We start from the raw sequence: 15562 nt of genomic DNA, 5'->3' as shown, positions 1-15562 counted from the left end.
TGATCGATACGACCACGATCTTCAACGGTCTTGCCCAATGGAAGCCGCCCCAATGGAAATCGCCACGAACGGCTATACGAACAGCCATCTGATGACGTCACGGCGCTTTGCGCCTCTCTTCTGGACGCAGTTCCTGTCCGCCTTCAACGACAATTTCCTCAAGAACACGCTGGTGTTCCTTATTCTGTTCACCCTGGCGGCGGACAAGGCAGCATCACTGGTCACGCTGGCGGGTGCCGTCTTCATGGCTCCTTTCCTGCTCCTGTCCGCCCTTGGTGGCGAGATCGCCGACCGGTTCGACAAGGCGCTCATCGCCCGTCGGCTGAAATTCACCGAGATCGCCGCTGCGGCTGTCGCTGTCGTTGGAATCGCGCTGTCGTCGATCCCGGTGCTGATGATGGCGTTGCTCATGTTCGGCATCATCTCGGCACTGTTCGGACCGATCAAGTACGGCATCTTGCCGGATCATCTCGAGCGCAAGGAATTGCCTCGCGCCAATGCCTGGATCGAATCGGCAACCTTCGCCGCCATCCTCGGCGGCACTATCGCCGGAGGCGTCGTCTCGGCCGATGGCATTGGCGTCTCGGTGTTCGGGCCGATCATGATGACCCTTGCCGTGGCCTGTTGGTTTGTCAGCCGCTACATTCCGTCCACCGGTTCTGCGGCTCCCGACCTAGTCATCGACAAAAACATCTTTCGCTCGACCTGGCGACAGGTGAACGGTTTGCGTGCCGACAAGCGGATCTGGCGCGCCGGACTGATGACGTCGTGGTTCTGGCTGATCGGGGCCATTGTCCTTTCGATCCTGCCTGCGTTGGTCAAGGATTCGCTCGGTGGCGGAGAAATCGCTGTCACCGCCTATCTCGCGGTGTTCGCCGTCTCGATCGCCCTTGGCTCTGCCATAGCCGCATGGATGTCGCAGGGCCGCATCGTGCTCTTGCCAGCCCCGGTTGGCACTGCGTTGATGGCCCTATTCGGCTTGGACCTGGCCTGGACCATCTGGAGTATGCAGCCTTCGCTCGGGGCCGAAACGCTCGCAATATTCTTCGCCGGGCCAAACACGGTCCACGTTGCGATCGACCTTGCCGGCATGGCTATTGCCAGCGCCTTTCTTGTCGTGCCGACCTTCGCCGCGGTACAAGCCTGGGCGCCCGAAGCCAGCCGCGCTCGCGTCGTCGCCGCGGTGAGCATCGTCAATGCAGGCTTCATGACTGTGGGCGGCATACTCGTCGCCGCAATTCAAGCAGCGGGCGTCTCCACTGGAGGTATCCTGTTCGGCCTCGCCGCACTCAACATGGTCGCCGCCTGGCTGATGCTGAGATATCTGCCAACCAACGCCTTCCGCGACTTCGTTTCCATTCTGTTCCGAGCCTTCCATCGTCTGGAGGTGGAGGGGCTGGAAAACCTCAAGGCGGCCGGCCCGGCACCCATCCTGGCGCTCAACCATGTCAGTTTCCTCGACGGCCCGCTGGCTTTGACGCTGACGGATGAGGAGCCGGTGTTTGCGATCGACTACACCATCGCCCAAGCCTGGTGGATGAAGCCGTTTATGAAACTTGCGCGCGCCCTGCCGCTCAATCCGGCCAAGCCGATGTCGACCCGCACGCTTATCAAGGTCGTGCAAGGCGGCAATCCGCTTGTCATCTTCCCCGAAGGCCGGATCACCGTGACCGGCGGCCTGATGAAGGTCTATGACGGTGCCGCCATGGTGGCCGACAAGACCGGTTCGATGGTCGTGCCAGTGCGCATCGACGGCCTGGAGAAGAGCTATTTTTCGCGGCTGACCTCGCTGCATATTCGCCGCCGGCTGTTCCCGAAGGTCAAGGTGACCATTCTGGAGCCCGTCAAACTTGAAGTACTGCAGGATCTGAAGGGCCGGAAGCGCCGCGCCGCGGCGGGCGCTGCCCTCTACCAGGTCATGTCGGACCTCGTCTTCCGCACCCAGGACATCGACAAGACTGTGCTGGAGAAGATCATCAAGACGGCGAACGAACGCGGCATGAAGCAACTGGCCGTTCAGGACCCGGTCACCGGTTCGCTGAGTTACGGCAAGCTGCTGACAGCCGCCGCCGTGCTTGGCGAGAAATTCAAGAAACTCTATGCCGGCCAGCAGACGCTCGGCATCATGCTGCCCAACGCTAATGGCGCCTGTGCGACGCTGCTCGGCGTTATGTCGGCCGGCAAGGTTCCGGCGATGATGAACTTCACTGCCGGTGCAGCTAACATCCTCTCCGCTTGCAAAGCCGCCGAGGTGCGCACCGTGCTGACCTCGCGCGCCTTTGTCGAACAAGCGAAACTTGGCGCCGTGGTCGAGGAACTCGGCCGCTCGGTCGATATTGTGTGGCTTGATGATCTGCGGGCCACCATTGGCCTCAAGGACAAGCTGCTCGGCCTTTTGCGCAAAAAAACACCCCGGGTCGCCCGCAAGCCCGGCCAACCGGCGGTGATCCTGTTCACCTCAGGTTCTGAAGGCACGCCTAAGGGCGTGGTGCTCACCCATCGCAACATCCTGGCTAATGCCGCCCAGGCCGCCTCGCGTATCGACTTCCATTCGGGCGACAAGGTCTTCAACGTGCTGCCGATCTTCCACTCGTTCGGCATGACAGCAGGTACGGTGCTGCCGCTGATCTCGGGCGTGCCGGTCTATTTCTATCCCTCCCCGCTGCACTATCGCATCGTGCCGGAGTTGGTCTACGCATCGAACGCGACGATCATCTTCGGCACCGATACGTTCCTCAGCGGCTATGCGCGTACGGCACACCCTTACGACTTCCGCTCAGTGCGCTATTGCTTTGCCGGCGCGGAACCGGTCAAGGCTTCTACGCGCGCGACCTATCTGGAAAAGTTCGGCCTGCGCATCCTCGAAGGCTATGGCGTGACCGAAACCGCGCCCGTGATCTCCATCAACACGCCGATGTACAACCGCTCCGGCAGTGTCGGCAAAATCATGCCGGGTATGGAGTACCGCCTGGACCCGGTGCCTGGCGTCGAGGATGGGGGACGGCTTTTCGTGCGTGGGCCCAATGTCATGGCGGGCTATCTGCGCACCGAGAAGCCGGGCGTGCTCGAGCCGCTCGAAGACGGCTGGCATGACACCGGCGACGTCGTCGCCGTTGACGACGTCGGCTTCATCACCATTCGAGGCCGCGCGAAGCGCTTTGCCAAGATCGGTGGCGAGATGGTTTCGCTGGCCGCCGTCGAGGCGCTGGCGGGCGAATTGTGGAAAGGCTCGCTCTCGGCGGTCGCCGCCGTGCCAGATGCGCGCAAGGGCGAAAAGCTGGTGCTCATTACCGAGGCCGTCAACGCCACACGTGCCGAATTCCTGGCCTTCGCCAAGGCCAACGGCGCCATGGACCTGATGGTGCCGGCCGAAGTGCGCGTCGTTGCGAAAGTGCCTGTCCTCGGCTCAGGCAAGCTCGATTTCTCCGCTGTGACCAAAAAGGTGAGCGGCGAAGACATGAAAACCCAAGCGGGCTTGACAATAGCCGACTGAGGAAGTCGGCCTGTTTGCCCAATCACGTGAAACTAGGCTAGACGCGGATGCATGCAGTTTCGAACGAGGCTTCGACTCGCTTCTTGTAAAAAATAGGTAACGTTGAATGCTGACATTCGATGGCTACCACGCCTCGGGCCTGTCGATGCCGTCGAAGAAGGTGACGGGGCAATCTGACGCCGGCAGACCTGCCCAAGGAAGGCAGCTATTCAGCCGGGAATCCCCCGAATTGTCCGGGAGTTAGCCTATTGCCCGTTGTTTAACTCACCAGAAACTCACTGGAGATGATTCATTATCGATGAAACTATGCGGGAAGCGTTGCCTTGGATATCCGCTCTCCGTCCAACACGGAAGCAAGCGAACCTCAAATGCAGTCTGTCTCACAACACTGCGCTGGCTACAGCCAAGTTCAATTCATCAGTCTCGTTGCAGAATTCGTTGTCACTAAGTCACTTGCGCCAGCAAGATAAATTGAGCCATTGCCGTTCATCTCGATCCGGTTGACCACAAAGATGCGAGGCTTACTGTCCGTCGACAATGCACCGCCACCTGTAAGAAAAAGCTTTTGTGACGGCAGATAGATTATGCCGCCTAGATCTGTATCGCCACCGCCAATGAGCGTGGAGGTTCTCTCCACGCCTTGGGGTTTTTGAGCTAGCGCGATCCCCATCCACGGGCCGCTGGTCGGCGCCGTCAGGCGTAGCTTGGCGCCGGCCTGCATTGTGGTGGTGGCCTGATCGTCGAGTAGAACGATGGTGGTACCGTCAGCTGCATCGAGAACCGCGCCGGAGGAGAGCGAAAGCCCTCCCGTCCTGATAACATACGTTCCCGCGGCAAGATTGACCACCGCTCCGACCGATAGAATGAGCCCTCCACAAAAAGTGCCGGGAACGAGATTTGCGGTGGCGTTTTTGATCACCAGGTTATTGTAGGTGCAGACATTGTCTGTTGGCCAGACCAGTCGAGAGATAATGGGATCTGCCAGCTCTTTCTGATTAAAAAGCGGTTGAGGGTTGAAGCCGGCAGACGGCCCGGAGGGGCCGACGACTGACGTCACCAATGTTCTGATGGACGATGCGCCATTCGTGGCTAGCGCAGACACCGATCTTGAATTCACCTGCGCAACGCATTTCTGGCCATTTATCGATGAAGACCCCGAATTCGACCATGCGTTCGAGGCGAACCGATCTAACACGAGAAGACAGACTGGGTATCGCGGATAGGCAATCGCGGTTGCGCTTCGGCTAATATCAAGTTTATCGACGCCAAGGATTGCCGAGAAGGCCAATTCCTGCGGTTGGTGCAATACAACCGTCACGATTGTGGGATTGGTTGATCCAACCGTCTGGTGGGCGTCACCACTATAGGGACTTCGCGTGGCCACAAAGGTGGGGCTGGCGAAAGTATCAACGTTCTCCTGACGCTGTTCCGACGTCATATCGCTGCTGTTCGCGCTTGCCACGGCCAACTGAAGGGCCGTGGAGTCGGCTCCCTCCTGCAACTGTTGGGCAGTTCGGCTCACGCGCGCAAAGTCTATCGCCACTCCGACGCCCAAAAGCACGACCGGCAAGACCAACGCAAACACCACGGCGAAGTTGCCGCGTTCTGAACGCCAAAATCGTTCGGTCACCCGCATGGAAGCCCCCCTCATTTAGCTGGGACTAACCTAGAGGCAGCATGTTGAGGGTCCGTTTCGCGAGCCGGTAAAGTTGTCTCGATCGCAAATCAGCTTGCGGGGAGCAGCTGAATCAGCGTCTCAAATTCATCACGATGACGCCGCCGAGCGCCAGTGCGCCGCCGTCTGGCGCCGGTCTGGCGATCGTCAAGGCCGGCGCCATTTCGATTGGATGTTCGAGCTGCCCGAAACCACAGGACCTAAGTCTGACCGCGTTGGGCAATGATCCTGCGCACAATGGCGCCTGGAACTTGCACGGCGGGTTGAAGTTGATAGCGTCGTCATGCGTATCCTAGTCCCTTCATGCGCTGATAGGGTCCGCTCCCACTGCTCGCACAGTGGCGAGCGGACCCTCGATCGCGCCCGCCTGCAGGAAGCCGCCAAGACCTGCGACCCCAAACGAAATAAGAACAAAAATGTCAAGAGCGCCTTGACCGGAGAGGAATTTGTTCCTTATTTCTGTTTCAATCTGAGGCGGGAAGGAATGGTCGCGAAGTGCCAAAAGCGCTGGTCGGCGAAGCTATGGCAAAAACAGCGGAGGACAATTTCCGGATCGAGGTTTGGGACCGCGAGGAGAAGGCGCTCGTTGAGACGATAAGTCGATCGCCGGATTCGAGCGTCAGCCAGGCCGCCTGGCAGGCAGCTATCAGGCGCCGGCCGGGGATGCTGCTGATCCACTACAACAGCCGGCATGTGATGGAGAAGATCGTTACACCAGGCGAGCCCACGGTTCCGCCGCATGCCATCGTTGCGGCTAGCGTGCACGCCGGCCTCGACGTATCGCTTGGCGATCTGCGCGAATGGCACACGCTGCGCGCTTGGTGCAAAAACTGCTCACATCATGCCGAGGTGAAGGCCGCTGGCCTGGTCCGGCCCTATGGCAAAGATGCGCTGTTCAGCACGGTCGAAAGGGCCCTGTTCTGTACGAGCTGTGACAGAGGCGGCCCGGTCAGGTTGGAGATCCAAAAGCTGCCGAGGAACTGAAGCGCTTGCCTCGTGGGGAAGGTGGCCGGCGCCGCTTGGGGGGGCGTTGGGGTAGTTTGCCTGAATAGGCGCCGGCCGGGCGGGTTGGGGTCCGCCGCGGTGAATAGTACCGAACTCGGCGATTCAGGTAATTCCGCGATCACGGAAGACGGCCTACGCGCACCCGTCGGTTTCGCTTTCCTCGTCAACCGTCTTCACTGCCAGGTAGGCGTTGGTTTCCAGCCACTCGCCAAAGCACAACCTGGATGAGGTCCATTCGGCCAATTTTCATCTCAGCGGGCGATGGAATTGGGCGCGTCCTCCGTGGGCTCAAGTCAATGGGGTGCGATTCAAGATGGTCGGAAGATCGGCCCGCGACAGTGTCCGCGGTGCGGTCCGCGGCGTTCTCGATCTCTTCGGCAATGGAGATTCGGCTCATCCCGCCTCGCCCTCGTCCTCGTGGTCTTTACCTAGGACTGATTTCGGCAGCTTGGGAACCAATTTCCACATTTCGGAAAGCTGCTCGACTATCCGAGTGTGTGCACGGACACCACAGGATATGACGGATTGTCCCCGGAATGACACACCGCAGGCCACCCAGATCGGGTCCGGATCATCAGTTTTAGCATGAGGGGGGCAGCGGCTCGCAATTCCCCCCCAATAGCGGGTCAATCGGTGCCCCGAATGCCGAAAGCGGCGCGCAGCGACTGGTCAGCGAAGAGACGCGGCCGATATGATCGACATAGTTCTCTTCGTCGTCATAGATTTGCTCGCCTTCCCACCACACCAAATCGGCAGTGCTGTCGCCCAGGATTTTGCGTGCCCGGCGGGTAATGCCCGACCAAGCGCCCCGCAGGTCGAGATAGTTTTCGGTTTCAGGCGCGGCCGCGATAGCATCCTTCATGTGGAACTCGGGCGTGTCGCTTTCTGCGATGACGCGAAGCGCCGCAGTGGATTTTGCGCTGATCGGCTCGGCGATCAATTTCCGCGCCATCGCGACCGTCAGATCGGCCGGGCCGTCCTCTATGGCCGGAAGGGTGCGCGGCGTCGATAAGTTCTCGGGCGCGAACGGCTAATCCGACGCGGTCTTCACCAAGTTCGCCAGAGAGGACCTCCTCCATCACCTTACCCGCGGCGCCCCGGGTCCGGCTACGACCTCTTTCTGGAGCATGTGGGGCTCTCCGCTCCCCCGGGAGGATTGAAGGTACAGCCGAGGAAGTAACTCGTCGTGGTGGCAGAGGCATAGCCGTGCGCTGCGACCAGACCAGTGAGGCAGAGGTTCAGGAGCTTTTCGCCCGGATAGACCGAGAGAGCGGTGGCCTCGATATCCTGGTGAACAACGCTTGGGGCGGCCACCAGCATCACGTCACGACGTCTCCCTTTTGGACGCAACCACTGGGTCACTGGGATGCGATGTTCAACAGCGGCGTTCGGAACCACATCCTGGCAGCTAGAGCCGGGTCGGACTGTTCGTCCATCAAAGGAGTGGGCTGATCGTCACGCCCACGTTCTGGGACAGAGGTCGTTACACGGGCAATATTTTTTATGATCTCTCCAAAGCGGCAATGTCGCGTCCCGCTTTCGGGCTGGCGCAAGAATTGCGGCCCCACGGAGTGGCGTCGGTGGCCGTTTCTCCCGGCTGGATGCGGACCGAGTTCGTTCTTGCCAATTTCCGGACCAGCGAGGAGCAATGGCAGGATGTCCCGGCCCTCTCCGGAACGGAGTCGGTGTTCTATGTTGGCCGTGCGGTGGTCGCTCTCGCGTGCGACCCAGCGATCATGGAAAGATCCGGCAACGTCTATCGGGTGGGCGACCTGGCTCGGGAATATGGCTTTCGGACGTGGAAGGCAGGTCTCGCCGTTCGAGATTCCGGATCAGGTTCGCGGGTGATGTTTGGCCAGTGCAATCGGCACAGTCGCACGACCATGGGTTAGGGTGCCATTAGCCTAACCCGATTGTCAGGGAAAAATGTTTTGTTCGTCTCGAGAGCTTCAGCCCAGCTTCAACAATCCGGAAAGTGGCCGCTCACTATTCAGGTCGGCGGCAGCCGAGTGCCGGTCGCGCAAAGTGCCCCACTTGGAGATACAGGCCGATACGGCGCAGCCCCATTCCACCGCTGAGTGGCGGCAGGCGATGTCGGCACGGACCTTCAGGCTCGATCCCCGGGCACTTCCCGCCCAAGCTCGAGCTTGCGCTGCTTCTGAAAGGTAGCAGCCAGGATATTCTGCCGATGACCAAGTCGGCGGGCGGCACGTTCGCAGGGCAGTTAGTGCCTGTGGCACGCAAGTCGGCAAGCTAAGGGCCGGAGGGAACGAGCGGGCCGTGATAACCCAGGACAGCATGGATGGCTGGAGGGGCTTCACGCCGGAAAGGAAAATTCCTGTCGACATGTGAGACGAGTGGGCCATCCGAGAGAAGGTGGTATTCTGGTCGATCCATCCGGGCCTTGCGATTTCTCACTTTTGCTGCGTCTATTTATGAACCGGTCTGGCCTCTTCGTCGGATCAAACACGCTGGGAAGTCACAAGGAGTATATGCCCATGGCAACTGGAACCGTGAAGTGGTTCAACAGCACAAAAGGGTTTGGGTTTATCCAACCCGACGATGGCGGTCAGGACGTTTTCGTTCACATCTCCGCCGTCGAGCGCGCTGGTTTGTCGAACCTCGTTGAGGGCCAAAAGATCAACTACGACATTGAGCAGGACCGACGTACCGGCAAGTCTTCTGCTGGCAATCTCCGCAAAGCAGGTTGATTTCTCTCGCGCGCCGTGGCGAAAGCCGCAGGAGCGCGGCAAGTCACGAAATGTACTGACCGCCGTGTAGAAAGCGCGCCAAGCTTGGTGTGATGTAGAGACCTGGGCAGCAGATTGCTGCAACGCTTCAGAAACGATCGTGTGAACCAGGTTGTCAGGCAACGGAAGGCGGGAAGTCCCCTGCATTTTTCGCGTTTGCGTCCTCCAGCGTAGGATGGTTGGCGACGTGGGGTTGCCCCGCGAAGCACTTTGGCTTGTTGCATCCCACAGCAATGTCATTGAAGATAGCCTGAGTTGGCCCACATGGACATTGCGTCGGATTTCTCCTCCCATTCGTCCGGCGCGTTCCCCTTTGGAGGTTTAGGCTGCCTTCATACTTGGCCGGGCTCAACAGTCCGGCCTTTTTCTTTTTGTCGGTGGGCTGCGGTACATTGGATATGATGCGCATTCGCACTGAGCCGCTCGACAAGCATTATGACCAGTCAGGATCATCAAATGGCAAATCCTCCACGCCGACCCACAAATCCGATGTCAGCCGCTGAAGCCGCCTTCAAGCCGATCAAAAAGCCGGCGGCGCCGGTTCGCGAACCGTCGGCTGCTCCAAATATCAGAGAGCTTGTTTCGATCAGGATCGATAGGGCCGTGCTGGACCACTTCCAGGAAGATGGACCGGGCTGGCAGGATCGGATCAACGACACCTTGCGGCGCGCTATCTCCAAAGAACCGACCAATGCCGGTGACAAACGATCAGACGACTACTGATCGGCACGGCGCTGATAGCGGCGACGCAGATGGAGTTGAACGGAAGCATAAGCGTAAGCGATTGCGCATCTTTTGGACAACCGACAACGCGTATCCTGGAATTTTTTTCATCGAGCCGCGGCCGAACCCCTCTATGCTCCGGGCGGAGACCCGAATGGCATTTCGATTCGTACACACGGCCGACATTCACCTCGACTCGCCGCTGCGTTCGCTGGCGCTGCGAAACCCTGATCTTGCCGAACTCGTGGGAGACGCCAGTCGCCAGGCATTTGTCTCGATAATAGATCTCTGCCTTGCGGAAGGTGTCGATGCGCTCGTCGTTGCCGGCGATCTTTATGATGGCGACCAGACGTCGATGAAAACCGCCCGTTTCCTGGCGTCGCAAATGACACGCCTCCACCAGGCCGGCATCAGGGTTTTCAAGATCCGCGGAAACCACGACGCCTTATCGCGCATATCGAAACAGCTCGTTTTTCCGGACACGGTCAGGATCTTCGGCGGCCGCCCCCAGTCGGTGCTGCAAGCGGCCGGCGGGCTTGACGTCGCATTCCATGGATTGAGCTTCGCGAACCCAAAGGCCCCGGAAAGCCTGCTGCCCAAGTATCCGGCGGCCCGGGAAGGGGCGGTCAATGTGGGCATCATGCACACCAGCCTCGCTGGATCGCCCGGTCACGATGTCTATGCCCCTTGCAGCATCGCTGACCTGCACGGCCATGGTTTTGACTATTGGGCGCTTGGGCACATCCACGTGCGCCAAGTCCCTCCTGGAGCAAGCACCGTTGTGATGCCGGGAATGCCGCAGGGCAGGGACATCAACGAGGCCGGAGAGAAATCCGTCACTCTGGTCACGATACGAGATGACCGGTCCGTCGAGATCGAGGAAAAACTGACCAGTATCGCGCAGTTCGAGCGGGCGAGCGTCGATCTGACCGGTACGGTCGAATGGTCTGAGGTCGTCGGCCGTGTCCGCTCCGCGCTCGAAGATATCCGGGGTTGCGTCAGATCCCGCCACGCTGTGGTCCGTCTCGGACTGGCCGGGGCGTCGCCGTTGTCATGGGCGCTGATCCGCGACAGGGACCTGCTGCTGGCCGAAGCCGAGCAGGCGGCGGAGCAGACGGGCGACACATGGGTCGAAAAGCTTGAGCTTGACCTCGCTCCACAGAGCTCGGAAACAGCCGATGACGTCGCCGATCCGATTTTCGAACTCGCGCAATCCATGCGTGCCGATGTCAAGTCAGAGGCCTTCCGCGCCGAGGCGAGGGCGCTTGTCCAAAAGATTATTGCCGATCTGCCGCCGGACGGGCGCGGCTTCGCCGGACGGGACGAAGCTGGGCTGGAACTGTTCATCGACAAGGTGCTTGCCAGCGGTGCCGACCTGGTCACGGCCCGCCTCAAGGCAGGTGGAGCGCAATGAGGCTGCGGCGCCTTGATCTTATTCGTTATGGAAAGTTCACCGACGGGACGATCGAATTCGGCCCAAGGCCGGAGTCCGGTCCCGACTTCCACATTGTGTTCGGGCTGAACGAAGCCGGCAAGTCGACCGCACTTTCCGGTTATCTGGACCTGCTGTTCGGTATCGAGGAACGCAGCCGCTACAATTTCCTGCACGAGTACAGCGCGATGCGTATCGGCGGGGTGCTCGAACTCGCCGGCACTGAGCACACATTCACGCGCACGAAGCAGCGTACCAACTCGCTGCTGAACGCAATGGAGCAACCGGTGAGCGAAGTGGCGATAGCGGCCCATCTCGCAGGTCTGTCGCGTGACGCATACGAGACCATGTTCTCGCTGGACGACGACACGCTGGAAGCAGGCGGAAAATCAATCCTGGAGTCGCGTGGCGACCTGGGCAAGCTCCTGTTCACGGCCAGCGCCGGTCTTGGGCATGCGAGCGACACGTTGAGCGCGCTAGAGGCCGAAGCGGACGGGCTCTATCGCAAGCAGGCTCACGGAACCGAACTTGCGCTGCTCAAGAAGCGCCTTGCGGAACTCAAGTCACGCAGGGACGCGATCGACACCTTGGCATCGACTTTTGAAAGCCTTGAGGCCGAACGTCTTGACGCGGCGGAAAAATACGACCGCAGTATTGCTGAACGGTCGGTGCTGTCGGCTCGGCTTGACACCATTGCCAGGTATCTTCGCGCTATCCCGATCCTCGCCGACATCCGACGCAAGGCGGCCCAGCTTGCCGAGCTGCCTGACATCGCTTCACCGTTGCGCACCTGGACAGGCACCGTCACCGGACTGATCGATGACGACGCCAGCCTGAGAACGCGGCTGTCAGGGAACATCGACGACGCCGAGCGCGTGACAATGAAAATCGGCTCGGTCGATGTGGACGAGGCGATCCTGGCAATGTCCGAGCGGGTTCGGGCGCTCGCGGATCGCAAAGTACGCCATGTCTCCGCAGGCCTGGACCTGCCAAGCCGCAGGACCGAGCTGCAGATACTCGACAGCGCCGTGGCGACTTGCCTTGCCGCCCTTGGAAGATCGTCCGAGGCAGACCCGGCTGCGCTGCTTTTGCCTGCTGCCACAGTCGGCGCTGTTCGCGCCATGCTCGAAGAGCGATCGGGAATCGCCACCGGCGTACGCGTTGCCCGCAACGAATGCGCGGCGGCGCTCGATGCACTTCAGGCGGCACGCGAGCGGGTTGGGCAAGAGAGGGGGGTGCCCGAACCTGCCAGGGCAAGGCTGGCCTCGGCCTTGTCGAAAGCGCGAGCCAGCGGGCACCTAAAAGACCTCAAGATGGCCCGCGAGGCGGAGGACGCGAGCACGGTTCGATGGGAGGCGGCAGTCGCTCGACTGCATCCCTGGTCCGGAGACGCCGGGGCACTGGCCAGGGTGCCCGTCCCGAGTGTCAGGCAGGTTGGTGCATGGAAGGTGCGGGCAGCTGGGTTGGGAAAGAGCAGGGCTGTCCTTTGCGAACGTCTCGCCGAACACCAGGAGAGTCACGACCTGCTCTCGGCTCGCCTGGATGCGGTTCGTGCCTCGGTCGATGTACCCGATGATGAGGCGGCCTCCGCCATTCGCCGCGCCCGAGACGAGGCGTGGGCCAGGCATCGGGGCGAACTTACTGGCCAAACTGCTGACGATTTCGAGGCGCTATTGGCGCGTGACGACAGTGTTGGAGCGGTTCGGCTGGCCAACGCGCGAGAGCTCGCCGAGATCCGGACAACGCTCCGCAGCCTCACCGAAACAACAGCCGCCATCACACGTATCCGCGACCAACTTGCACCGATCGACCTGGACGATCAGGCTGTATTCTCCGAACTTCGTGCGGTGGCCAGCGAACTGCTGGCAGAGTGCCTGGAATTCTCGCCCGAGCGTCTGATCGAAACGATCGAGGATCGTACCTCTGCCCGCATTGATGCGCTCGCGGCCTGGGAGGAGGTCGAGCTGGCACGCAAGAAGGCCCGCCGCGCGCTCGACGAGGGAGAGCAGATCCAGCTGGAGTTGATCGGGGCGTTGGCGAAGGTCGGCCTAGTCTCGGAACCCGGCGACGGCCTGGAGACTGTCATGGCCGTGGCAGAACTGTTCCTCGACAGGCAGCTCAAGGTCGATGCGGAGCGTGCCGAGGCGCTTAAGACCGTGAGCGCGAAAGAGGAGGATCTGGCCGCCAGACGGCGGGCTTTGGACGTGGCAGAAAGGCGCGAGGAGGAATGGTTGGCCGGCATTACCGAAGCGCTTGCCGGCACCTGGCTTGAAAGCGGCATTTCGGCGCCCGGCGTGGGCAACGTGCTCGATCAATTGGCTGAGCTATCGCAAAGCATTCAGGAGCGGGATGCCATGCAGCTCCGCATAGAGAAGATGGAGGCAGACCGAGACAACTTCATTGTCGAGGTCACCGCTGCCGCAGCTGAAGCGGGTGAGCCGGCGAACGACGACGAACCGGAGCAGTTGGCGATCCGGCTTGCTGAGCGCTTGGAGCGCGCCGATCGCTCCAGAGAGATGAAGGCAAACCTCATCAATGACCTGCAGCGCCTGCAGGACGCTCGTGACAGTCTCAATCTCGAGACAACGGCGCATGAGCGACGCAAAAGTGAGGTCCTGACCGCCTTTGGCGTCACCACGTTGCCGGAAGTCGTGGAACGCGACGAGTTGCTACGGGAAAGGGATCGCCTGCGCGCTGCCGTTGCCGAGCTTGAGGAGCAGCTGTCGGTAGAGCTCGCGGTGGAAGGGTTCGACCAGGCGCGTTCGATCCTGGATTCTGTCGAGGTCGATAGTCTCCTGGTCGAGAAGGCTGAAAGTGAGCAACGGCTTCGGGATCTCGATGAAGCGATACAACAGCAGCTTATTCGCCAGACCCGGGCGACCGACAAGCTGGACGCGATTGGCGGCGACAGCGCGGTTGCGCGGATAGATGCCGAACGCCGCACCGTCTTGCTCGAAATCGAAGAAAAGGCAGTCCGCTATTTCGAGCTAAAACTAGGAGTTATGGCCGCCGGGAACGCTCTGCGCGTGTACCGCGAGCGCCATCGCTCCGGGATGATGAAGCGGGCATCTGACGCTTTCGCACTCATCACGCGCAGTCAGTATTCGGGGCTTGCGACCCAACCCGTGAAGGGCGGAGAAGTCCTCATCGCATTGCAGGGCGACGGGCAGTCCAAGGTCGCCGACGCGCTATCAAAGGGTGCGCGTTTTCAGCTCTACCTGGCGCTGCGGCTTGCCGGATACTACGAGTTCGCGCAGTTTCGACCCTCCGTGCCATTCATCGCCGACGACATCATGGAGACCTTCGACCATTTCCGGTCCGAGGAGGTTTTCAGGTTGTTTGGTGAGATGGCAAGCGCTGGCCAGGTGATTTATCTGACGCATCACCAGCACCTGTGCGAGATCGCCAAGGCTGTTGTTCCCGGCGTTACAATTCACGAGCTCACGTAGTTGGCTGATGCCGCGTGGGATGAGTTGAGGCCCAGCTGCGAACTGAAAGTAAACGGCCGGGCCGTCAGAAAGACAACGCGAACCGGATCGAGGGCCGCCACGGCGTCGGGGACGCGTTCCCATCCTCTGCCGGCAAGCCGAAAGCCCCAAGCTGGGCAGCCCATGTGAATTAGAGCCTCGGCGGCTCCGGCGCCGAAAAGCCGTTCAAAATGAGCGATGCCGCGCTGGCGCAATTCGGGATTTGAAATCATTTCAGGTCTTCTTCTGGTGTTCTTTGCGTCCGGCAGCGCCACCTGATATTGGTAGGCGCGGTCGATCGCTGATAAGATAGCTCACCCATCCTCCGACCCGCATCAGTCTCGATCTCCCACCTCTTGTGATGCCACTGCCGACTGAAGCCTGAGGAGACCGCGACCCGAAAATATTGAATCTCGCGCTCCAGGTGGGCGACCTGGACGATCAGTGCGCGAACCGGGGCTCTCGCGTCGCCGTTACAGAAGGCGATGACGGCGTCGACGTCGCGCTCCAGATCGTCATCCTGGCCGGCTATTTTCTCGGCATGCATCAGGCCGCCTAGTTCGAAGCCATGGGGCCGTCGTAATGGATCTTGATGAGCCCCGGAACTGCTTCGGCGATCTGTTCGATCTGGCCTTCGAGATAGCCGTTGTGGAGCATCGCGGCCTTGAGAGCTTTCAGCATGTCGCCGCCGTGGAGTGTGATCAGCTTTTCGGCCGCATGCTGCAGCGCGACTTCCTCAGCCCCTGGCAGGGGAGTTTCCTTGCACATTGGGCACTCTCTTTCGTGCGCATGCCACAGTGAACAAAATGAGAACACAAGAGTCAAGTCGGCCGAACCCTTCATGTCGTCGTCAATCGCCGTCCTGCTCGTCTTCGCTGCGCACTTCAGCCGTCAGGAAGCCGGGGGCGCCCGGGGCCAGCCGCGGCCCCGCGCCGCGCAAGGATTGGTTTGCGGGTAAGATTGTTTTTGGGCGAAGCGCCAGAAAACGCACTCCCCCGGGGGCGGCGCCGGCACGCC

General features: G+C 60.6%; 12 protein-coding genes. 8 read left to right on the top strand and 4 right to left on the bottom strand.

Annotated elements, in window-relative coordinates; translation table 11 throughout:
* Positions 1 to 52 precede the first annotated feature (52 nt).
* Complete coding sequence (locus NKI54_RS29630; RefSeq protein ID WP_352693167.1) at positions 53 to 3493, top strand: acyl-[ACP]--phospholipid O-acyltransferase; 3441 nt, start codon at positions 53 to 55, stop codon at positions 3491 to 3493.
* 409 nt (positions 3494 to 3902) lie between these two features.
* Here the strand turns inward: NKI54_RS29630 and NKI54_RS29625 are convergent, their stop codons facing one another.
* On the bottom strand, positions 3903 to 5129 hold the full coding sequence (locus NKI54_RS29625; RefSeq protein ID WP_352693165.1) for a pilus assembly protein TadG-related protein: 1227 nt from the start codon (positions 5127 to 5129) through the stop codon (positions 3903 to 3905).
* Between the two features lie 561 nt (positions 5130 to 5690).
* On the opposite strand from NKI54_RS29625, the gene NKI54_RS29620 reads away from it, so the two are divergent.
* The gene (locus NKI54_RS29620) at positions 5691 to 6152 is read left to right on the top strand and encodes a hypothetical protein (RefSeq protein WP_352693163.1); all 462 of its coding nucleotides are present in this window, start codon (positions 5691 to 5693) and stop codon (positions 6150 to 6152) included.
* A 601-nt stretch (positions 6153 to 6753) separates the two neighbouring features.
* Here NKI54_RS29620 and NKI54_RS29615 read toward each other — a convergent pair.
* A complete protein-coding gene (locus tag NKI54_RS29615; protein WP_352693162.1) occupies positions 6754 to 7113 on the bottom strand; it encodes a hypothetical protein in 360 nt (119 codons plus the stop codon).
* Here NKI54_RS29615 and NKI54_RS29610 point away from each other — a divergent pair.
* The 6 genes from NKI54_RS29610 to NKI54_RS29585 all read left to right on the top strand — a co-directional run bounded on the left by NKI54_RS29610 (position 7113) and on the right by NKI54_RS29585 (position 14527).
* Positions 7113 to 7625: an SDR family NAD(P)-dependent oxidoreductase gene (locus NKI54_RS29610; RefSeq protein WP_352693239.1), complete on the top strand. Its 513-nt coding sequence runs from the start codon at positions 7113 to 7115 to the stop codon at positions 7623 to 7625. The two genes, NKI54_RS29615 and NKI54_RS29610, sit on opposite strands and share 1 nt — an antisense overlap.
* Entirely contained in the window at positions 7598 to 8065 is a 468-nt protein-coding gene (locus NKI54_RS29605) for an SDR family oxidoreductase (RefSeq protein ID WP_352693237.1), read from the top strand. The genes NKI54_RS29610 and NKI54_RS29605 overlap by 28 nt, the downstream gene beginning before the upstream one ends.
* 606 nt (positions 8066 to 8671) lie before the next feature.
* Complete coding sequence (locus NKI54_RS29600) at positions 8672 to 8884, top strand: cold-shock protein (RefSeq protein ID WP_031194806.1); 213 nt, start codon at positions 8672 to 8674, stop codon at positions 8882 to 8884.
* Positions 8885 to 9379: 495 nt separating this feature from the next.
* Complete coding sequence (locus NKI54_RS29595) at positions 9380 to 9646, top strand: BrnA antitoxin family protein (RefSeq protein ID WP_352450411.1); 267 nt, start codon at positions 9380 to 9382, stop codon at positions 9644 to 9646.
* A gap of 154 nt (positions 9647 to 9800) precedes the next feature.
* Complete coding sequence (locus tag NKI54_RS29590) at positions 9801 to 11060, top strand: metallophosphoesterase family protein (RefSeq protein WP_352693234.1); 1260 nt, start codon at positions 9801 to 9803, stop codon at positions 11058 to 11060.
* Positions 11057 to 14527: an ATP-binding protein gene (locus NKI54_RS29585; RefSeq protein WP_352693160.1), complete on the top strand. Its 3471-nt coding sequence runs from the start codon at positions 11057 to 11059 to the stop codon at positions 14525 to 14527. The genes NKI54_RS29590 and NKI54_RS29585 overlap by 4 nt, the downstream gene beginning before the upstream one ends.
* A gap of 247 nt (positions 14528 to 14774) precedes the next feature.
* Here NKI54_RS29585 and NKI54_RS29580 read toward each other — a convergent pair whose 3' ends face one another.
* Positions 14775 to 15092 carry a hypothetical protein gene (locus tag NKI54_RS29580; protein WP_352693158.1) on the bottom strand — a complete coding sequence of 106 codons (318 nt, stop codon included), beginning with the start codon at positions 15090 to 15092 and terminating at the stop codon, positions 14775 to 14777.
* Between the two features lie 8 nt (positions 15093 to 15100).
* Positions 15101 to 15313, bottom strand: coding sequence for a hypothetical protein (locus tag NKI54_RS29575; protein ID WP_352693156.1), 213 nt, complete (start codon positions 15311 to 15313; stop codon positions 15101 to 15103).
* Positions 15314 to 15562: the final 249 nt, after the last annotated feature.

Source organism: Mesorhizobium sp. M0663 (genome assembly GCF_040320585.1).
In the GTDB taxonomy this organism is placed as follows: Bacteria; Pseudomonadota; Alphaproteobacteria; order Rhizobiales; family Rhizobiaceae; genus Mesorhizobium.
This window is presented reverse-complemented; position numbering and strand designations above follow the sequence as displayed.